An 18820-nucleotide genomic window follows, 5' to 3' on the forward strand; every position below is an offset into this window, starting at 1 on the left:
CTGGGGCAGAATGTGTGATCAGCGTCATAGGACTGCTTGCCGCCTCGGGTTCGTCCGGTAGCGCCCGCGGGATCGGGCTGAGCGCGGGAAACATAATAAATAAAGGGTTCGACCATGCTTCGAAAACTTGGGTTTGGCTTAACCGCACTGGTAATCATGTCACCAGGCGTTGCGGCGGCTTTAGGGGTTGGGGAATACGAGCTGAATTCCTACCTGAATCAACCCCTGGATATGGAAATTTCCCTGCATGAGGTTGGGGATCTGACCGCAGAGGAAATCCTCGTGAACCTGGCGTCGCAGGCCGAATTCGACGCAGCCGGGGTGGATCGTGCCTATTTCCTCAACCGTATGGATTTTGCGGTCGAGCTTGCAGGCCGGTGACAAGGCGCGGCTACATGTCACTACGGATCAACCAGTTCGCGAACCCTATCTGAATTTCCTGGTGGAGTTTCTCTGGCCGACCGGTCGACTGATGCGTGAGTACACGGTGCTGCTGGACCCGCCCAGCTATGCCGACAGCGCTTCTACAGCCGCTCCGACCATCAGCCGGGCACCACAGCCGGTAACCCGCACTGAGGCAGAACCTGAGCCGCAAGCCGCGCCGAGCCGTCCGGTCGCCCAGTCATCCCCGTCAGAATCTGCAAGCCCGGCGCCGGTGGCGGATAGCGGCCAGCGCAACACCTACACGGTGAAAGCCTCAGACACCATGTGGCGTATCGCCCTCGACAACCGTCCTGCAGAAAGTGTGTCCGTGCAGCAGATGCTGGTCGCTATCCAGACCATGAATTCTGACGCCTTTATCAACAATAACGTCAACCTGGTTCGGGAAGGGACGGTGCTGCGCATTCCCAACGAACAGGAAGTGCGCAATATCTCTACCCGCAATGCCATTGTGGAAGTGGCTGACCAGAATCGTAAATGGCGCGAGATGCTGGAGGCCCGTGGTATTGAGGCCCCTCAACAGCGTGCCCAGCTTGATGGTAGCCGCCAGGCTGCCGGCAGCGATGACGATGAGCAGGGTCCGACCACTGGCCAGGTGAAATTGGTTTCCCCGGAATCCACTGCTGGTGTAGATGACGGTGACAGCACCGGCTCGGCCCGCGATGGCAGTGCCAATACCGCAGTGCTTGAGAATGAGCTGGCCATTCGTGACGAGAATCTGGACCGTCTTGACCGGGAAAATTCCGAGCTCAAATCCCGTCTGGATGACCTTGAAGGCCAAACCCGTACCAGCGAGCAATTGCTGAAGCTGCGTAACGATCAGATTGCTCAATTGCAGGAAGAACTCCGCAAGTTGCGTGAAGAGCAGGGTGTCGCTGTGGAAGGCGATGATCCGCTTATGGAAGCGCCAGCTGAACCTGTGGCGACTTGCAGATGAAGAAACTGATTCCACTGTTGCTAGCGACGATGACATAACGGCTAACGGTGACGAGGCTTCCGAGCCGACCGCGGGCGACGACGCTGACAGTGCTACTGTGGCGCAAACAGATGCCAGCGTTACCGAGGATGGCTCTGCAGCCGCTGATGATGCGGAAGGTGCGGACCGTGACGCACAGGACAATACTGATGCCACCGTTACTGCGGCTGAGCCTGCAGTGGAAAAAGCGCCAGAAGTGGTCAAGCCAAAGCCGGTGGCACCTGCGCAGCCTCCCGTCCAGGAGCAGCAGGGCGGCATCGTTGCCCTGTTGCTCGACAACCTGATGTATGTCGCTCTGGGCTTGGTTGCCATCCTGTTATTGCTCTTCCTGCTGCTGCGCGGCAAGAAGAAGGACGGTGGTGACGACGAGACTGATGGTGCTCTTTTTGAAGATCTGGACGATGACGGTCAGGACGAATTTGGCCTCAACCTGGACGATGACAATGTCGCTACCGGTGCCGTCGCTGACCACGATGAAGAAGCTGACGTTCCGGAGCAGAGTAGCAGCCAGGATCCGCTGGAAGACGTGGAAGTCTATGTGGCCTATGGCCGCTACCCGCAGGCGGTGGATTTCCTGCGCAACGAAATCAACAAGCATCCTCAGCGGGCCGATCTGAAAGTTCGCTTGTTGGAGCTGCTCAAGGAAATGAATGACGATGCTGCCTTCCAACAGCAGACCAGCATTTTTGCTGGCACTTCCGCCGAGGTGGATGAAGCCATTGCCCGTCTGGGCGGCAGTGTTCCATCCCAGACATCAGACAGCGATGATGAAGCGTTGTCCCTGGATGATCTTGAAATGGGCCTGTCCTCCGGTCTGGATGACGATGTCCCCACCATGCAGGCCGATAAGCCGGAATTGTCCACCGACGCCTCTGATGACCAGGCGAAAGGGCATCAGGACGATGAGCTGGCTGATTTCGATTTCGAGCTGGATGCGGATGAGGGCAGCGACACTGAAGATCACACTCTGATGCTGGATCCTTCCGAGGATACGGCCTCTCTGAATGATGATTTCAGCCTGGATTTTGAAGACGACAGCAAAACGGAAGCCGGGCAGGAAATACCTCTGTCCGACGCGGACAAGCAGTCCCTGGCTGCCAGCCCTGTTCTGGAACTGGACGATGTCAGCAGTTCCTCCATGGGCGATGGTGATGCCGAGTATGGGGATCTGAATCTGGATGACACGAGCCTCGAGTTCGATGAGTCCGGCGACAGCGAAGATAACAAGGAAGAGCTGGATCTTTCCCTGGATGATTTGGACCTGGATGGCGGTTCTGACGACAGCGCCGATGACACCCCGGCTGATCTGGACCTTGAACTGGATGAAGCGGAGAAATCCCTCGGCCAGTTCTGCGGACAGTGACACAGAGGATGATCTCGCCGATCTGGATCTGGAAATGCCCGCTGATGAACCGACACCGGCATCCGAGCAGGCTGCCTCTCTGGAAGATCTGCTGGGTGATGAAGACCTGGAACTGGAGGGTGAGGGTGACAGCCTCTCTCTGGACGAGGATCCTGTCCGGGAAGAAGCTCCGACTCCTGAGCCGGAACCGGAAGCCCCGGTAGCTCCTGCTGAGCCGGCTGAGGAGATTGCATCGTCTCCGGAACCGCAGGCGGCGACCGGCGATGTGCTGGGCGACGAGGACGATTTCGACTTCCTCGGGGAGACCGACGAAAACGCTACCAAGCTGGACCTGGCCAAGGCCTATATCGATATGGGCGACAGCGAAGGTGCTCGTGATATCCTCAATGAGGTGATCTCTGAAGGTAGCGATCAGCAACAGGCGGAAGCCCGTGAGCTGATGGGGCAGGTTGGTTAACCTCTACTGCTAGGAAATAAGGGGGCGATGCCTTATGGTATCGCCCCCTTTTTGTTTAGCTGCGAGTTGGAAGTTCAGGGTTGAAACAGTGTGTGGCGGGGTGGTGTTTGACGTTGAGCACCCTGCCCGCAAAGCAGGGCTGGTAAGTGTGGCTCCATCTTATCGGCTGGTTGGCACTTTGGTTCGCGATTTAACTTTCAGCTTTGACCTTTTAACTGAGGTTGCCATGGCCCGGATCGCCCTTGGAATTGAATACGACGGTACCGACTTTCGCGGCTGGCAGACCCAGCAAGCCGGCGTAAGAACTGTGCAGGAATGCCTTGAGAAGGCGCTATCGAAAGTGGCGGACCATCCTGTGTCGGTGGTCTGTGCTGGTCGCACTGATGCCGGCGTGCATGGCACCGGTCAGGTGGTGCATTTTGACTCCGATGCTCCCCGGGAAATGAAAAGCTGGATCATGGGTGGCAATACCAACCTGCCTCGGGATGTGACCGTTCGCTGGGCCACTCCGGTGAGCGAAGAATTTCATGCGCGTTTTTCTGCCGTCAGTCGCCGCTATCGATACGTGATCTACAACCACCCACGCCCACCGGCCCTGTATCGCAATCAGGTTACCTGGAATTATCGACCGCTGAATCTCAACGCCATGCGTGAAGCAGCCGGTCACCTGGTCGGCAGCCACGATTTTACTGCTTACCGCAGTGTGCACTGTCAGGCGAAGTCACCGCACAAGACACTGCACAGTCTGAAACTGCATGAATTTGGCAAGGTGATCGTGCTGGAGGCTCATGCTAACGCCTTCTTGATGCATATGGTGCGTAATATAGCAGGCGTGCTGATGACGATCGGGGCGGGTAAGCGACCCGCCCATTGGGCTCGTGAGGTGCTGGAATCCGGGGACCGTCGCAAGGGGGCTGCAACGGCACCACCATTTGGTTTGTACCTCGTCGACATCGAATACCCGGACCATTTCGATTTACCCAGAGAGCCGCTTGGCCCCCTGTGGTTGCCGGATTCCCTTGAGGCATAATGAGCAGCCGGGCAGTGGTAAATGATTTATTGCCAATGCCCCGAAACATCCCTAATCCGCCGGGCTTTTGATACACTGGAGAACCCATGACCATACCCCGGGTCAAAATCTGTGGCATCACCCGCATCGAGGATGGACTGGCGGCAGCAAACGCCGGTGCCGATGCTATTGGTCTGGTATTTTACGAGCCCAGCCCCCGTTACGTTACGGTCGCCCGGGCGGCGGCAATATGCGCCAGCTTGCCCCCGTTTGTGACCACGGTTGGTTTGTTCGTGAATGCGTCGCAAGCCACCATTGACCATGTGCTGGCTCAGGTGCCGCTGGATCTGCTGCAATTTCATGGTGATGAGCCCGCGCAGTTCTGCACCCGTTTTTCGCGTCCGTGGATCAAGGCGGTGCGCATGAAAGATGATGTGGATTTGTATCGCTGCGCGATGGAGTATCGTGAGGCGGCAGGGCTTCTGGTCGATAGCTATGTGCCCGGTGTGCCCGGTGGTACCGGTGAGACGTTTAACTGGGGCAGATTACCCAAGGATCTGCCCCTTCCCGTGGTGCTGGCCGGTGGCCTGCACCGGGGCAATGTGGCCGATGCCGTAGCACAGGTGCGGCCTTGGGCGGTGGATGTCAGTGGCGGCGTTGAGCAGAAGACTGTTCAGGGCGGCCGCAGTGGAGGGGTCAAGGACCCGTCCGCCATCCGCGCCTTTATCAAAAGTGCGAAAATACGAGGAGTAGCTGGTGTCTGAACGCCCTGATTTTTCTGCTTTTCCTGACGCCCGAGGCCATTTCGGCCAGTTTGGCGGCTGTTTTGTTTCCGAGACCCTGATGGGGGCTCTGGACGATCTGGCCGCCATGTATGAGCGTCTCAAGGATGATCCGCAATTCCGTGCGGATTTCGACTACGACCTGGCCCACTATGTTGGCCGTCCGTCTCCGCTGTATCTGGCGGAGCGATGGTCGAAGCAGCTCGGCGGGGCAAAGATCTGGCTCAAGCGTGAAGACCTCAATCACACCGGTGCCCACAAGGTAAACAACACCATTGGCCAGGCCCTGCTTGCCAAGCATATGGGTAAGCCGCGGGTGATTGCAGAAACCGGAGCAGGACAACATGGTGTGGCAACGGCCACTGTGGCGGCCCGCCTGGGTCTCGAGTGCCAGGTGTATATGGGTGCGGAGGACGTGGAGCGGCAAAAGCTCAACGTCTATCGCATGAGGCTGCTTGGCGCTGAGGTGATTCCGGTCACGTCCGGTTCAAAAACCCTCAAAGACGCCATGAACGAGGCCATGCGTGACTGGGTTACCAATGTGGATGACACCTTCTACATCATCGGTACCGTGGCCGGCCCGCATCCCTATCCGCTACTGGTGCGTGACTTCCAGTGCGTGATCGGTCGCGAAGCCCGCGAGCAGAGCCTCAAGCAGGCCGGCAAGCTGCCTGATGCGCTGGTGGCATGTGTCGGCGGCGGTTCCAACGCCATTGGCCTGTTCCACCCTTTCCTCAATGATGATGGTGTGGCCATGTATGGCGTGGAAGCTGCGGGTGACGGTATCGAAACCGGCCGCCATGCGGCGCCCTTGAGTGCCGGCCGTCCGGGTGTATTGCACGGTAACCGTACCTACCTGATGGAAGACGATAACGGCCAGATCATCGAAACCCATTCCGTGTCCGCTGGGCTGGATTATCCCGGTGTGGGGCCAGAGCATTCCTGGCTCAAGGATCTGGGGCGGGTGAAGTATGTGTCGGCGGATGACAAGGAAGCCCTCTCGGCTTTCCGTGAGCTGACCCAGGTAGAGGGCATCATGCCGGCCCTGGAGTCGGCCCATGCGCTGGCCTATGCTCGCAAACTGGCTCCGACCATGTCACCGGATCAGGACATCGTTATCAATCTGTCCGGTCGTGGAGACAAGGATATTCTGACTGTCGCCGCCATCGATGGCATTGAATTTTAAGGAGCAGTAATGCGTCGTATTGAAAGCTGTTTTCAGCGGTTGGCCGAGCAGAAGCGCAAGGCTCTGATTCCCTTTGTGACCGCCGGTGATTCCAGCAAGGAAGTGACGGTGCCGTTGATGCATGCCATGGTGGAAGCGGGGGCCGACATCATTGAATTGGGTGTGCCTTTTTCGGACCCCATGGCCGATGGCCCGGTAATCCAGAAGGCCTGTGAGCGGGCCCTGGCCCACGGCACGTCTACCCATGACGTGCTGGCCATGGTAAAGGAATTTCGCGAGCGGGATACCCAGACGCCGGTAGTGCTGATGGGCTATTTGAACCCGGTGGAAGCGCTTGGGTATGAAAGCTTTGCCAAGGCCGCCTCGCAAGCCGGTGTGGATGGCATTCTGCTGGTGGATCTGCCTCCGGAAGAAGCCCTGGAAATCAAGCCGGTGATGGATGCCCACGAGCTGGACATGATTTTCCTGGTGGCACCGACTACCTCGGATGCTCGTATCAAGCTGATTGGCAAGGCCGGCTCCGGCTACCTGTATTACGTCTCCCTGAAGGGCGTGACCGGTTCCGCATCACTGAATGTGGATGAGGTGGCTGGACGGGTTGAAACAATTCGCAACCTTGCTCAATTGCCCATTGGTGTCGGCTTTGGTATCAAAGACGCTGAATCTGCACAGGCGGTGAGCCGGGTGTCCGATGGTGTGGTCGTAGGTAGTGCTCTGGTGAACCAGATCGCTGCCAATCCGGATAACCCGGAGGCGATCAATAAGGCCATCAGTGACATCCTGGCCGCCATGCGCAACGCTATGGATCAGTAACGGGACCTTTGCATGAGCAACAGCAACTGGCTGGAGAAAATCCTGCCTGCAGTACGTCGCCCCCAGGAAAACCGGCGCAACAACATTCCCGAGGGGCTGTGGCGTAAATGCCCACGCTGCGACGGGGTGGTGTACCGGCCCGAACTGGACCGCAACATGGATGTTTGCCCGAAGTGTGAGCATCACCTGCGCATCAATGCTCGGCGGCGGCTCAAGCTGTTTCTGGACGAGGGGCCGCAGACGGAAATCGGTGCCGAACTGGCGCCAGTGGATCGTCTCAAGTTCAAGGACTCCAAAAAGTACAAGGACCGGCTGGTTGCTGCCCAGAAAGCCACTGAAGAGAACGATGCGCTGATTGTCCTTAAAGGGGCCCTGCACGGTGAGCCCCTGGTGGCCTGTGCCTTCGAGTTCAACTTCATGGGTGGTTCCATGGGCTCGGTGGTCGGCGAGCGTTTTGTCCGCGCCGTGGATGTGTGCCTGGAGCAGAAGCTTCCGTTGGTGTGTTTCTCTGCCAGTGGCGGCGCGCGTATGCAGGAGGCCCTGTTCTCCCTCATGCAGATGGCCAAGACCAGTGCGGCGCTGGAAAAGATGCGTCAGGCGGGCCTGCCCTTTATCTCCGTGCTCACTGATCCGGTATACGGCGGCGTTTCCGCGTCCCTGGCCATGCTCGGTGATGTGAATGTGGCTGAGCCCAATGCCTTGATCGGCTTTGCCGGGCCCCGGGTGATTGAACAGACCGTGCGACAGAAATTGCCCGAAGGCTTCCAACGCAGTGAATTCCTGGTTGATCACGGTGCCATCGACATGATCGTGTCTCGCCACTATATGCGCGATACCCTCCATCGCCTGCTGGCGAACATGATGGGCTGGCCCCTCCAGACCGTTGATGACTGAAGACTCTGCCGCTTCCGCTCTGGCCGGCTGGCTGGAGCGGATTGAGGCCATGCATCCCACTGAAATCGAACTGGGTCTGGAACGCATCCACCAGGTGGCCTGCCGTCTTGGTGTGGATGCCATGCCGGTGCCGGTGATCACTGTGGCGGGCACCAATGGAAAAGGCTCCACCCTGCGCCTGATGCAGGTTCTGGCCGAGCGTCATGGCCGTCGAGTCTGTCTCTACACCTCTCCTCATCTGCATCGTTTCAATGAGCGCGTGCGTCTGCCCGGTGGCCTGGCCTCGGATCAGCAGCTCTGTGAGGCGTTTGAGCAGGTGGAGCGGGCACGCCAGGACGTTTCCCTGACCTATTTCGAGTTCAGTACCCTGGCGGCGCTGTGGCTGTTCCGGCAAAGCGAGGGGGATCTGGTACTGCTGGAAGTCGGTCTCGGCGGCCGGCTGGATGCTGTAAATATCGTTGATCCGAATGTGGCAGTGGTCACCTCTGTAGGACTGGATCATCAGGACTGGCTGGGTGACACCCGCGAGGCCATAGCGGGGGAAAAATGCGGCATCGCCCGTCCCGGCAGACCGTTGATTTTCGGGGAGGCAGACTGGCCTCACAATCTGCTGGCCCTGGCAGATCGCTATGGCGTTGAGCCGGTGTTTGCCGGGCGAGAGTTTCGCATCAATGAGCAGGGTGTGACGCTTTGTGATGGTCGCGAGCTGGGTTTCCCCGGCATGGTGACCCTGGGTCGGGATAACCTGGCGACCGCGTGTCAGGCGCTTGCCCTGGTTGGGGTCCCGATTACCACACAGGACTGCGCAGCGGTGGCCGATGTGGCTCTGTTCGGGCGTTGTGAATTTCGCCAGCTGCAGGGACACCCCTGCTGGTTTGATGTGGGCCACAATCTGGCGGCGGTGACTCGCTTCCTGCAACTGTTGCCGCTCTGCGAAGGCCGGCGGCATCTGGTGTTCGGAATGATGGCAGACAAGCCGATTGATGAGGTGGTGGCGTTATTCGCCGGTCAGTCAGTAAGCTGGCACCTCGCCGCCCCGGCCATGGCCCGGGCAGCAGCGCCATCTCTGCTGGCAGCTGCTTTGCCGGCGCAGGCGCAATACCGTCAGTATGACAGTGTCTCCGAGGCATTGAGCGGCGCCCTGGACGCTGCACAGAGCAGCGATCAGGTGCTAATCTTCGGATCTTTCTATACCGTTGCGGAAGCGAGGGGAGAGTAAGGTGGATAAACGAACCCGCCAGCGCATTATCGGCGTTGTCCTGTTGTTGCTTCTGGCGGCCGTCCTGGCGCCCTTAGTATTCCGGTCGCCGGAACAGATTCGCAATGCGCTGGATATGCAAATACCGGATCAGCCAGAGATGACTGCTGTGAATGTGGAACCGGTGGTCTCTGAAAAGGTGGAAAGTGCCGCAGCGGAAAGGATCCAGTCTGAGCGCGAGGCTGTTAAAGAGGCTGCGCAAGAGCAGTTATGGGTCGAGACGGACAACTCCGGTGAGTCTGCTGCTGATGCCCGTGAAGACGGCCAGGCAGCGCCGGTTATCGACGACGCGCCAGTGCCACCGCCCGTCAAACCGGATGATAGCCCGGTTCTGGCCGGTTTCGTGGTTCAAGTGGGGAGTTATGCCAGTGTTGATAATGCTGCAGGTGTGGTGGAAAAGCTGAAAGCCGCTGGTTATCGGGCCTACAGCGAAACCGACAGCCACCAGGGCAAGGTCGTTCATAGGGTCATGGTGGGTCCGGAAATCCACAAGAAGGATGCAGAGCGAACCCGCCAGCAGCTGGCGGATGACAGTCGTTTTGGTTTCAAGGGTCTGGTGCGGATTTATGCTCCCTGATTCATACCGCCCATTGGGCGTATCCATGGGCAAGTGCCCCTGCCTCTGTTAAACTTCGCCCTCTGAATTTTCCGGGTAGCCGGGTGCGAGCAAGCGCACCCGGCCGCTTCAGGAATCAAGCCGGTGAGAGCACGCTTTACATGAATCTGGCAGACGCCATCATTCTGATCGCCATCGCAATTTCCGCTTTGCTGAGCGTGCGCCGTGGCTTCACCCGCGAAGCCTTTTCATTGCTCACCTGGGTGGCTGCCTTTATCATCGCGCGCCTGTTCAGCCCGGCCCTGGATCTCCTTCTTCAAGATCAGATTGCCACCCCCAGCCTGCGAGCCGCCGTTGCTTTCGGCTTGCTGTTTGTCCTGACGCTGGTGGTGGGCGCCCTGATTAATCATCTGCTCGGTGAATTGATCCGTGTTACAGGGCTGAGCAGCACTGATCGCTTACTGGGTATGGTCTTCGGCGCCTTGCGAGGAGTGCTGCTGATGGTCGTGCTGGTAGCCTTGGGTCGGCATATGTTTGGCGCCGACCCATGGTGGCAAGAATCCACTCTGGTTCCGCATCTGGTCATGATGGAAGCGTGGACTCGGGACATGGGTGAGAAGCTGCTCGCCCTGGTCATGAACGTATAAGCAACGAGGGTGTGTAACATCATTCATATCGGTGGTGTAGCAGGCCCTAACGAGAGGAAAGTACCATGTGCGGCATTGTGGGCATTGTCGGCCATCGCTATGTGAACCAGGGCATCTATGATGCGCTGACAGTCCTTCAGCATCGGGGGCAGGATGCAGCCGGTATCGTTACCTGTGACGGGGATCGTCTCTATCTGCGCAAGGACAATGGCATGGTGCGGGATGTGTTTCGTACCCGCCATATGCGCCGTCTGGTGGGCAACATGGGGATTGGCCATGTGCGCTATCCCACAGCCGGTAGCTCCAGTTCGGCGGAAGCCCAGCCGTTCTATGTGAATTCGCCCTATGGCATCACTTTGGCCCACAACGGCAACCTCACGAACGCTGAGGCGCTGGCCGAACACATTTTTCGGGCTGACCTGCGCCACATCAACACCACTTCCGATTCCGAGGTGCTGTTGAATGTGTTCGCTCACGAATTGCAGAGCATCGGCAAGCTTCAGCCAGAACCGAACGATATTTTTGATGCCGTCGCGGCGGTGCACAAGCGGGTGGAGGGGGCCTATGCGGTGGTGGCCATGATCACCGGCTACGGCATTCTGGCATTCCGTGACCCCCACGGTATTCGTCCGGTCTGCTTTGGGCGCAAGGATACCCCCAACGGCCCCGAGTACATGGTGGCTTCGGAGTCCGTGGCGCTGTCTTCCCTGGGCTTTCATATCGAGAGAGACCTGGAGCCGGGCGAGGCCATTTATATTACTGCCGAAGGGGAAATGCACACCCGTCAATGTGCAGAAAACCCGAGCCTGCACCCATGCATTTTCGAGCAGGTTTACCTGGCTCGTCCGGACTCGATCATCGACGGTATCTCGGTGTACAAGGCGCGTTTGCGCATGGGCGAGAAACTGGCGGAAAAAGTAGAGCGAGAGTGGCCGGATCACGATATTGATGTGGTCATTCCCATTCCGGATACCAGCCGTACGTCGGCCCTGCAGATGGCCAATCATCTTGGCGTCAAATACCGGGAAGGTTTCATCAAGAACCGTTATATCGGCCGCACCTTCATCATGCCCGGCCAACAGCAGCGCAAGAAATCTGTACGCCAGAAACTCAATGCCATCGAGCTGGAGTTCAAGGGCAAGAATGTGCTGCTGGTGGATGATTCCATTGTGCGCGGTACCACCTGTAACGAGATCATCCAGATGGCACGGGAAGCCGGCGCCAAGAAAGTGTATTTTGCCTCGGCGGCGCCAGCGGTACAGTTCCCCAATGTCTATGGCATCGATATGCCGGCTGCCCAGGAGCTGATTGCCCACGGTCGTACGACTGAGGAAATCGGCAAACTGATTGGTGCAGACAAATTGATCTATCAGGACCTGGAAGATCTGGTGGAGACCTGCAAGGAAGGCAATCCCGGAGTGGAGTCTTTCGACTGTTCCGTGTTCAATGGAATCTATCTGGCAGGCAACATCACACCGGAATATCTGGCAGGCCTTGAAGCACGGCGCAATGACATGGCCAAGGGCAGTAATGAAAAAACCCAGGCACTGGCAGATAACGAGATTATCGATTTGCACAACACAAACTGAGTAAGACCCAAGGGAAAATTGAGGCCATCAATGAACGATCTTGATCCGACACAACTCGATGTGGAAACCCTGGCAATCCGCACGGCACAGTTGCGTACGGACGAGATGGCGCACTCAGATCCGATTTTCCTGACCTCCAGTTTTGTCTATGAAAGTGCCGCCCAGGCGGCGGCGCGTTTTGGCGGTCAGGAACCGGGCAATATCTATTCCCGTTTCACCAATCCAACCGTACGTGCTTTTGAACAGCGCCTGGCCGCGCTGGAAGGAGGCGAGGCCTGCGTGGCCTTTGCCTCCGGCATGGCCGCTATCAGTGGCACCTTCTTTTCCCTGCTTTCACCCGGCGATCATATCGTCAGCTCCCGCAGTGTGTTCGGCACCACCAATGTGGTGTTTGACAAATATCTGGCCAAATTCGGCATCGAGACGTCGCTGGTGGACCTGAGCGACCTGAAGGACTGGGAATCGGCAATCCGTCCGGAAACCCGCATCCTGTACCTGGAAACACCGTCCAATCCGCTATCGGAAATTGGCGATATACGAGCCCTGGCCAAACTGGCCCATGACAATGGCGCCTTGCTGGTGGTAGATAACTGTTTCTGCACGCCGGCCTTGCAGAAACCGCTGGAACTGGGCGCGGATATCATTATTCACAGCGCCACCAAATACCTGGATGGTCAGGGGCGCTGTCTTGGTGGTGCCGTGGTTGGGCCGAAAGCAGAAATGGAAGAAGTGCTGGGTTTTGTCCGCTCTGCTGGTGCCTGTATGAGCCCCTTCAACGCCTGGGTATTCCTGAAGGGGTTGGAAACATTATCGTTGCGCATGGAAGCCCAGAGTGCCCGCACTCAGGTGTTGGCCGAGTGGCTGGAAAGTCAGCCGGGCATCGTGCGGGTGCACTATGCGGGTCTCAAGAATCATCCCCAGCATGCCCTGGCCGGTAAGCAACAGTCAGGTTACGGTGCGGTCATGTCCATTGAAGTCGAAGATGCCGCGGGCAACCGGGATCGACAGGCAGCCTGGCGCTTTATTGATGCCACCCGGCTGATTTCCATTACCGCTAACCTGGGTGATGTTAAAACGACGATTACGCATCCGGCGTCAACCACCCATGGGCGCGTGAAAGAGGAAGAAAAACAACGGGCCGGGGTTACCGAAAATCTTATCCGTCTGGCCATCGGCCTGGAATCGGTCAACGACCTGAAGGCAGATTTGAACCGGGGGTTAGAGGCGCTCGGTAGCGCATAAAACGAGACGTTGCATACGCAATGCAACCTGTAAACAGAAAACGCTTTGGCATGACGCGTGAAGCGTCCAGCCTGTGGCGTTTGAAAGGGGAACCATGCAGGCACTGGATAAAGCCCTGGCCCAGGTGGGGCGTGTGGTACTGGGCAAAGAAGAACAACTGAAGCTCGCGCTTACCTGCATGCTGGCCAATGGCCATCTGCTTATCGAAGACCTGCCCGGCATGGGAAAAACCACCCTTGCTCATGCCCTGGCCCGGGTGTTCAAGCTTGAGTACCGGCGAGTGCAATTCACCAGCGACATGTTGCCGGCGGATATTCTCGGCGTTTCCGTATTCGATCCCAATACGCAGCAATTTTCCCTTCGCGAAGGGCCGGTGTTCACCCAGTTGTTGCTTGCCGATGAGATCAACAGAGCCACCCCGAAAACCCAGGGCGCTCTGCTTGAGGCCATGGAAGAGCGACAGGTGACCCTCGATGGTGTAACCCGTCCCTTGCCACAACCGTTCTTTGTTGTCGCCACCCAGAATCCGGTGGACCAAGCTGGCACGTTTGTGTTGCCTGAATCCCAGCTTGACCGTTTTCTGATGCGGATTTCCCTAGGCTACCCGGCTCCGGAAGTGGAGTTGCAGTTACTGGCCGGTGGCGACCTTCGCGAGCAGGTTCGTGAGCTGCAGTCGGTGATCACCAGTGAAGGACTGATCAAGTTGTCACGATTAGTGGGCAAGGTCCGCGCCAGCCACGAGTTGCTGGACTATGTACAGCGTTTGCTGGATGCCACTCGTTCTGATGATCGTTTCGTTGCTGGCCTTTCTCCCCGCGCCGGCCTGGGTTTGCTCAAGGCAGCCCGGGCATGGGCCCTGCTCAGTGGTCGCGATTATGTGCTGCCGGAAGATGTTCAAGCGGTGTGGCCATCCGTGGCGGAGCACCGTCTCAGTGCCCGTCAGGGAGGGAGTGTGGCGGCCATCACCCAGTCCCTACTGCAATCCGTCCCAGTCATCCGTCGCTAGCCCATGCAGTTGCCGGCGCCGCTTCGCAACTTCTACGAACGCTGGCTGGCCCGGCGTTTGCCGTCGGCGAGACAGATCGTGCTGGATCAACGGCGCATCTTTATCTTCCCCACCGGGTACGGTTTCTTTTATCTGCTGGTAGCGGCATTGCTGTTCATCGGTGGCATCAATTATGAAAACAACCTGATCCTGGCCTTGTCTTTCCTGCTTGCCAGCCTGTTCATGGTGGCGATTCTGCATACCTTCCGGAATCTTTCTGCTCTGGGTATACGAAACGGTGACAGCGAATCCGGTTTTGCCGGAGAAGAAGGGGCGCTGGAAATAGTATTGTTTGCCCAGCGACGGGAGCACCATTGCGTCTGGCTACGCTGGCGTGGCCAGGACGGTCAGCAGATCAGCATCCGCAGAGGGGAAGAGGAGAGCCTGTGGCTGAATTTGCCTCTTGCAGAGCGGGGCAGGGTGATGGCGCCTCGTCTCAAGGTAGAAAGCCGCTTTCCGCTTGGGCTGCTGCGTACTTGGTCCTATGTGACCCTGGACCATTATTGCCTGGCCTGGCCGCGTCCGAAGGAAAGCTTGGATTGTCCGGCAGATGGCGGTAAGGAAAATCAAGAGGCGTTCAGTAGCGGCCAGTCAGGGAACGACGAATTTCAAGGGCTGCGCAGCTACATCCCCGGAGATTCCCTGCGCCGGGTAGACTGGAAAGGTTACGCAGCTGGTCGAGGGTTGAATACCAAGCAGTTCGAGGAACCGGTGGGTGGTCGGCTTTGGTTGCGTTGGGATCGTTTGCCGGGGATTGGCGAGGAGCAGCGACTATCCGTGCTCTGCTACTGGATTTTGCAACTGGATCAGCAGCGCCAGCCCTATGGTCTGGCGTTGCCGGGTCTGACGTTAGCGCCGGATACCGGTGACGTGCATCGTTGGCGATTGCTGGATGCCCTGGCCGGTTATCCGGATTTCTGAGGTTTTCCATGGCGCGTATTTATCAGGTCCCGTCCCATACCCGACTCTGGCTCGCCCTGGCGGTCTTGCTGTGTTCCTTGCCGCAGCTTGTCAAAGGGCCTCCCTGGCAGGCCGGGTTGTTGCTGCTGGTGATTCTGATTCGCTGGCTGGTGGAGCAGCAGCGTATGACGTTGCCGGGTCGCATGGTTCGTTCGCTGCTGTTGATTGGCGCTGTGGTGCTGACCTTTTACAGTTTTGGCAGGTTGTACGGCCCGGAAGCAGGCGTTGCCTTGCTGGTCAGCCTGTTTGCTCTCAAGTATCTGGAAGTGGTGCAGCAGCGTGATGCCTATGTGGTGATTGTGCTGGGGTATTTTGTCTGTGCAACGGCGCTGTTGTTTTCCCAGGCACCGGGCATGTTCCTCTATGTTGTCCTTTGCATGACGGTCCTTACGACCTGCCTGGTGGGGATAAATCACAGTGATACCCGTGCCAGCGGCCTTCTGCATGGCAGGCGTGCACTGGTGATTACCCTGCAGGCTATTCCCCTGATGGTGGTGCTGTTCCTGTTGGTGCCTCGCGTGGCACCGTTGTGGAATATGCAGGTTGGAGGTGACAAGGCCCGCACTGGCATGAGCGACAGCATGTCGCCAGGGCAGATAAGCGAGCTGTCGGAATCTGCAGAGCTGGCTTTTCGAGTGGACTTTCAGGGGGATATGCCGCCTCGGGCTCAGCGTTACTGGCGGGGGCTGACACTGAGCCACTACGACGGACGTACCTGGCAGCAGGCAGTACCTCAGGGGCAGCCGGAATCGGAATATCTTTACCAGCGAGGAAGCGAAAAACCGGACTGGTACAAACGGCTTGAAGGCCGCCGATCCCCTGATCAGCAATATTATCGTTACCAGGTGATTGCTGAACCGACCCAGCGTCGCTGGTTGTTCAGTCTGGATGTTCCCTTCCCGTTGTACGGCGATGTGTCTTTAGCGAAAGATATGCGCCTGGTGGCCAATCAGCCGGTCTCTGAGAGGTTTGCCTATCGAGTGGACAGCGTTCCCGCGGTCTCTGCTGCCATAAACCTTACTAGCCAGGAACGACAACTGATGTTGTCGCTGCCGGAGGGAGCCGGCAGGAAGGCACGGGGATTAGCGCATCAGTGGCGACTTGAAAGTGATTCGGCGTCGGATATTGCACAGCGAGCACTGGATTACTTCCGTGATCAACCTTTTCATTACACCTTGCGTCCACCCAGGCTTACCGTGGATCCAGTGGATGACTTTCTTTTCCGAACCCGGCGGGGCTTCTGCGAGCATTATGCCTCCAGCTTTACTTTCCTGATGCGTGCTGCCGGGGTGCCGGCCAGGGTTGTGGTGGGCTACCAGGGGGGAGAGCGCAATGAACTGGGCTCTCATCTGCTGGTGCGACAGTATGATGCCCATGCCTGGAGTGAAATCTGGCTGGGCGGGCATGGGTGGACTCGTGTTGACCCCACCGGCGCGGTTGCGCCGGATCGTATCGAACTTGGACTCAGGGAAGCTCTCGAGAACAGCGAAGATGGTAGAGATCTGTTGGATGATCTGGGGCTGCGTCGTTTCTCGGATGGGGGCTTGTTCGCGAAAGTCAGTCAGTTGATGGATTACGTGGATTTCCGCTGGCAGACTTGGGTGCTGGGCTATGACAGCGCCTTCCAGTCCGAATTTCTGGAAGATCTGCTGGGCGCGGTTTCGCCAGTGCGCATTGCCATTGCCCTGATTGTCGCCGTCACCCTATTGATGGGGCTGTATGCATTGTTTCTGTTGTGGCACGGCGGCAATGAAAGGCTGACCCTGATGGAGCGGGAATACTGGCGACTGCATCAGCGTGCCAGTGAGCGGGGCCGCCCGCTGGAGGCGGGTCTGACTCCTATGCAGCTTTGCCAGGCGATCAGTGAACAGTGGCCTCAGGCAGCCATTGCTGCCGATAACTGGGCAAAATACTACCAGAAGCTCCACTATGACCCCGTCTCATTACCGAATAAACAGCAAAAGCGCCATTTACGCAGCCTGAGAAATCGCTTATACAAATTATTGGACTAGTGTGCTATCACTAGTCCATGGCCCTCTGGCCACGAGCTGCGATAACCGGTTGTTATGGAGAACGACAAATGCGCGCCGCAAATTACAAGAAAGGGCTGGAACTCACTGACCACGGCCCCTGGGCTCAGGCCTTCTGGGACGATCTGGTACCGTTAAAAAATCGGGTGGTGGAGCATCCGGTGTTCGTGGAAATGGGGGCCGGGACACTGAGCCTGCCTCGTTTTCGCAGTGCCTTGCTGAATTTCTACCCGCTGGTTGAAAATTTCCCCAAATACATGGGCCTGAATCTGGCCAAAACCCAGCCCGGTCGCTACCCAGGGCACGAAGAAAGCAAGAATTGGCTGATCAGCAATATCAAGGTCGAACAGCGCCATGCCTACTGGTACCAGGACTGGGCCATGGGCTTTGGTATCAGCCTGGAAGAGTTGGAGTTCGTGACTCCACCGGCAGCCATGGACGCGGTGAATCATTATCTCTGGCACATGGGCCGACAGGCTAGCCTGGAGGAAGGATTGGCTGCTACCAATCTGGCCATTGAATGGGCCACCGGCGAATGGAGCCAGAGTGTAGTGAAGGGCATGCAGGCCTACCAGGAAAATGGGGTGGCCACCATCAACCGCCATTCCATGGCCTGGTTGCGGGCCCACGCTTCCTACGATGATGCGCATCCCCATGAGGCCATGGAGTTGATCAAGCTCACCTGTGCTGATGAAGCAAGCCGGGAGAGGGCCTTCGCGGCAGCGGCGAAAGGGCTGGAGTACTACATTCTGGCACTGGACCACTGCTACACAGAGTCGGACTGAATCGACGGGGCACGCCTGCAAAGCCGTGAAAGCTGCCTATTGAGACTTGGTGGTTCTTCACGGCGTGGTGCCTGTTCTCGCTGTCAACTATTAACTATTAACTGTTCGCTGCCTCTACATATAGACCTTCAGCTTGTCGCGAATCACGCGTTGTATCGCTTTGATTTCCATGGGTGAGCGTTCCGATAGCCTGGACGGCTGAATCCTGTGCAGATGCAGGCAGGGAAAATCCTTTTTGAAGGCGCGTAAGTCCCCCTTGGTGATGACCGGCAAAAAAGGAATATCACTGGATTCCTTTTTCATCAGGGCCCACAGACCCACTTTCAGTGGCACCGGTTTGATAACCCGTTTGCCATACTTGAGCAGACGTAACGTCAGAAAAAGCCCTTCCTTGCCAAACAAGTCCCCCGGCACGATATACATGCCCGTGGCGTGAACACTGTGATCCCCAATACTGTTAAAGGTATCGTGGTAAGCATAGGGGTTGGGCAGAATCACCAGTGAGCGATCATCATCCGGCGGTATGGAAATATCGTAGTTGGTATAGAGCTGCTCCACAGGTGCACTGTAAACACACAGCGTATCCTGAAACTGTTTGATAAAGTTGACCGCCCGCTGGTGGTTGTCAAAGTCATTCAGTTTCCAGATAAGGTGCTCTGGAATCCCCAAATCGTTCAGCATATTTCACTATATTGAGTAGTTATTAATTATTAGTTAATGAGCAGAATATAGCATAGGTTTAACCCCCGGCCAGTGGTATAGCCCTGTCAAAGTGATCAGAAGTGAC

Annotated in this window: 19 protein-coding genes; 18 read left to right on the forward strand and 1 reads right to left on the reverse strand. The window is 57.5% G+C overall.

Annotated elements, in window-relative coordinates; translation table 11 throughout:
- Positions 1-114: 114 nt before the first annotated feature.
- From ACMG4M_RS08410 to ACMG4M_RS08495, 18 genes are all read left to right on the forward strand, one after another.
- A complete protein-coding gene (locus ACMG4M_RS08410; protein WP_414431109.1) occupies positions 115-381 on the forward strand; it encodes a FimV family protein in 267 nt (88 codons plus the stop codon).
- Positions 329-1378: a FimV family protein gene (locus ACMG4M_RS08415; protein WP_414431110.1), complete on the forward strand. Its 1050-nt coding sequence runs from the start codon at positions 329-331 to the stop codon at positions 1376-1378. Before ACMG4M_RS08410 ends, ACMG4M_RS08415 begins: the two co-directional genes overlap by 53 nt.
- The gene (locus ACMG4M_RS08420) at positions 1329-2780 is read left to right on the forward strand and encodes a FimV family protein (protein ID WP_414431111.1); all 1452 of its coding nucleotides are present in this window, start codon (positions 1329-1331) and stop codon (positions 2778-2780) included. The genes ACMG4M_RS08415 and ACMG4M_RS08420 overlap by 50 nt, the downstream gene beginning before the upstream one ends.
- Positions 2740-3237: a FimV/HubP family polar landmark protein gene (locus ACMG4M_RS08425; RefSeq protein ID WP_414431112.1), complete on the forward strand. Its 498-nt coding sequence runs from the start codon at positions 2740-2742 to the stop codon at positions 3235-3237. The genes ACMG4M_RS08420 and ACMG4M_RS08425 overlap by 41 nt, the downstream gene beginning before the upstream one ends.
- Positions 3238-3463: 226 nt before the next feature.
- On the forward strand, positions 3464-4267 hold the full coding sequence (gene truA, locus ACMG4M_RS08430) for a tRNA pseudouridine(38-40) synthase TruA (RefSeq protein WP_035244144.1): 804 nt from the start codon (positions 3464-3466) through the stop codon (positions 4265-4267).
- An 86-nt stretch (positions 4268-4353) separates the two neighbouring features.
- Entirely contained in the window at positions 4354-5010 is a 657-nt protein-coding gene (locus ACMG4M_RS08435) for a phosphoribosylanthranilate isomerase (RefSeq protein ID WP_272962640.1), read from the forward strand.
- Positions 5003-6214 carry a tryptophan synthase subunit beta gene (gene trpB, locus ACMG4M_RS08440; RefSeq protein WP_035244150.1) on the forward strand — a complete coding sequence of 404 codons (1212 nt, stop codon included), beginning with the start codon at positions 5003-5005 and terminating at the stop codon, positions 6212-6214. Before ACMG4M_RS08435 ends, trpB begins: the two co-directional genes overlap by 8 nt.
- A 9-nt stretch (positions 6215-6223) precedes the next feature.
- Complete coding sequence (gene trpA / locus ACMG4M_RS08445; RefSeq protein ID WP_272962639.1) at positions 6224-7027, forward strand: tryptophan synthase subunit alpha; 804 nt, start codon at positions 6224-6226, stop codon at positions 7025-7027.
- A 12-nt stretch (positions 7028-7039) separates the two neighbouring features.
- Positions 7040-7921: an acetyl-CoA carboxylase, carboxyltransferase subunit beta gene (gene accD / locus ACMG4M_RS08450; RefSeq protein ID WP_414431113.1), complete on the forward strand. Its 882-nt coding sequence runs from the start codon at positions 7040-7042 to the stop codon at positions 7919-7921.
- On the forward strand, positions 7914-9140 hold the full coding sequence (locus ACMG4M_RS08455; RefSeq protein ID WP_414431114.1) for a bifunctional folylpolyglutamate synthase/dihydrofolate synthase: 1227 nt from the start codon (positions 7914-7916) through the stop codon (positions 9138-9140). Before accD ends, ACMG4M_RS08455 begins: the two co-directional genes overlap by 8 nt.
- A gap of 1 nt (position 9141) precedes the next feature.
- Positions 9142-9756: an SPOR domain-containing protein gene (locus ACMG4M_RS08460; protein WP_272974629.1), complete on the forward strand. Its 615-nt coding sequence runs from the start codon at positions 9142-9144 to the stop codon at positions 9754-9756.
- A gap of 140 nt (positions 9757-9896) precedes the next feature.
- Positions 9897-10382, forward strand: a complete 486-nt coding sequence (locus ACMG4M_RS08465) for a CvpA family protein (RefSeq protein ID WP_272974630.1) — start codon at positions 9897-9899, stop codon at positions 10380-10382.
- Positions 10383-10447: 65 nt separating this feature from the next.
- Positions 10448-11971 (forward strand): amidophosphoribosyltransferase, encoded by a 1524-nt coding sequence (gene purF / locus ACMG4M_RS08470; RefSeq protein WP_035244162.1) that lies wholly within the window; start codon positions 10448-10450, stop codon positions 11969-11971.
- A 30-nt stretch (positions 11972-12001) separates the two neighbouring features.
- Positions 12002-13213 carry an O-succinylhomoserine sulfhydrylase gene (locus ACMG4M_RS08475; RefSeq protein WP_035244164.1) on the forward strand — a complete coding sequence of 404 codons (1212 nt, stop codon included), beginning with the start codon at positions 12002-12004 and terminating at the stop codon, positions 13211-13213.
- A 94-nt stretch (positions 13214-13307) separates the two neighbouring features.
- The gene (locus tag ACMG4M_RS08480; protein ID WP_035244165.1) at positions 13308-14219 is read left to right on the forward strand and encodes an AAA family ATPase; all 912 of its coding nucleotides are present in this window, start codon (positions 13308-13310) and stop codon (positions 14217-14219) included.
- 3 nt (positions 14220-14222) lie between these two features.
- Complete coding sequence (locus tag ACMG4M_RS08485) at positions 14223-15179, forward strand: DUF58 domain-containing protein (RefSeq protein ID WP_052042399.1); 957 nt, start codon at positions 14223-14225, stop codon at positions 15177-15179.
- An 8-nt stretch (positions 15180-15187) separates the two neighbouring features.
- Positions 15188-17230: a transglutaminaseTgpA domain-containing protein gene (locus ACMG4M_RS08490; protein ID WP_035244167.1), complete on the forward strand. Its 2043-nt coding sequence runs from the start codon at positions 15188-15190 to the stop codon at positions 17228-17230.
- 68 nt (positions 17231-17298) lie between these two features.
- On the forward strand, positions 17299-18033 hold the full coding sequence (locus tag ACMG4M_RS08495; protein ID WP_035244169.1) for a TenA family transcriptional regulator: 735 nt from the start codon (positions 17299-17301) through the stop codon (positions 18031-18033).
- Positions 18034-18147: 114 nt separating this feature from the next.
- Here the strand turns inward: ACMG4M_RS08495 and ACMG4M_RS08500 are convergent, their stop codons facing one another.
- On the reverse strand, positions 18148-18714 hold the full coding sequence (locus tag ACMG4M_RS08500) for a hypothetical protein (protein WP_272961893.1): 567 nt from the start codon (positions 18712-18714) through the stop codon (positions 18148-18150).
- Between the last annotated feature and the right edge of the window lie 106 nt (positions 18715-18820).

Origin of the sequence: Alcanivorax sp. IL3 (assembly GCF_047495465.1) — a bacterium.
Classification (GTDB): domain Bacteria; phylum Pseudomonadota; class Gammaproteobacteria; order Pseudomonadales; family Alcanivoracaceae; genus Alcanivorax; species Alcanivorax jadensis.

Excerpts from the sequence above, each read along its gene's own strand:
- ACMG4M_RS08410 (WP_414431109.1), top strand. The coding sequence starts at position 115 with ATGCTTCGAAAACTTGGGTTTGGCTTAACCGCACTGGTAATCATGTCA.
- truA (WP_035244144.1), top strand. The coding sequence starts at position 3,464 with ATGGCCCGGATCGCCCTTGGAATTGAATACGACGGTACCGACTTTCGC.
- ACMG4M_RS08490 (WP_035244167.1), top strand. The coding sequence starts at position 15,188 with ATGGCGCGTATTTATCAGGTCCCGTCCCATACCCGACTCTGGCTCGCC.
- ACMG4M_RS08465 (WP_272974630.1), top strand. The coding sequence starts at position 9,897 with ATGAATCTGGCAGACGCCATCATTCTGATCGCCATCGCAATTTCCGCT.
- ACMG4M_RS08420 (WP_414431111.1), top strand. The coding sequence starts at position 1,329 with ATGATCCGCTTATGGAAGCGCCAGCTGAACCTGTGGCGACTTGCAGAT.
- ACMG4M_RS08495 (WP_035244169.1), top strand. The coding sequence starts at position 17,299 with ATGCGCGCCGCAAATTACAAGAAAGGGCTGGAACTCACTGACCACGGC.
- accD (WP_414431113.1), top strand. The coding sequence starts at position 7,040 with ATGAGCAACAGCAACTGGCTGGAGAAAATCCTGCCTGCAGTACGTCGC.
- ACMG4M_RS08485 (WP_052042399.1), top strand. The coding sequence starts at position 14,223 with ATGCAGTTGCCGGCGCCGCTTCGCAACTTCTACGAACGCTGGCTGGCC.
- trpA (WP_272962639.1), top strand. The coding sequence starts at position 6,224 with ATGCGTCGTATTGAAAGCTGTTTTCAGCGGTTGGCCGAGCAGAAGCGC.
- ACMG4M_RS08425 (WP_414431112.1), top strand. The coding sequence starts at position 2,740 with ATGAAGCGGAGAAATCCCTCGGCCAGTTCTGCGGACAGTGACACAGAG.
- ACMG4M_RS08435 (WP_272962640.1), top strand. The coding sequence starts at position 4,354 with ATGACCATACCCCGGGTCAAAATCTGTGGCATCACCCGCATCGAGGAT.
- ACMG4M_RS08480 (WP_035244165.1), top strand. The coding sequence starts at position 13,308 with ATGCAGGCACTGGATAAAGCCCTGGCCCAGGTGGGGCGTGTGGTACTG.
- purF (WP_035244162.1), top strand. The coding sequence starts at position 10,448 with ATGTGCGGCATTGTGGGCATTGTCGGCCATCGCTATGTGAACCAGGGC.
- ACMG4M_RS08455 (WP_414431114.1), top strand. The coding sequence starts at position 7,914 with ATGACTGAAGACTCTGCCGCTTCCGCTCTGGCCGGCTGGCTGGAGCGG.
- ACMG4M_RS08500 (WP_272961893.1), bottom strand. The coding sequence starts at position 18,714 with ATGCTGAACGATTTGGGGATTCCAGAGCACCTTATCTGGAAACTGAAT.
- ACMG4M_RS08475 (WP_035244164.1), top strand. The coding sequence starts at position 12,002 with ATGAACGATCTTGATCCGACACAACTCGATGTGGAAACCCTGGCAATC.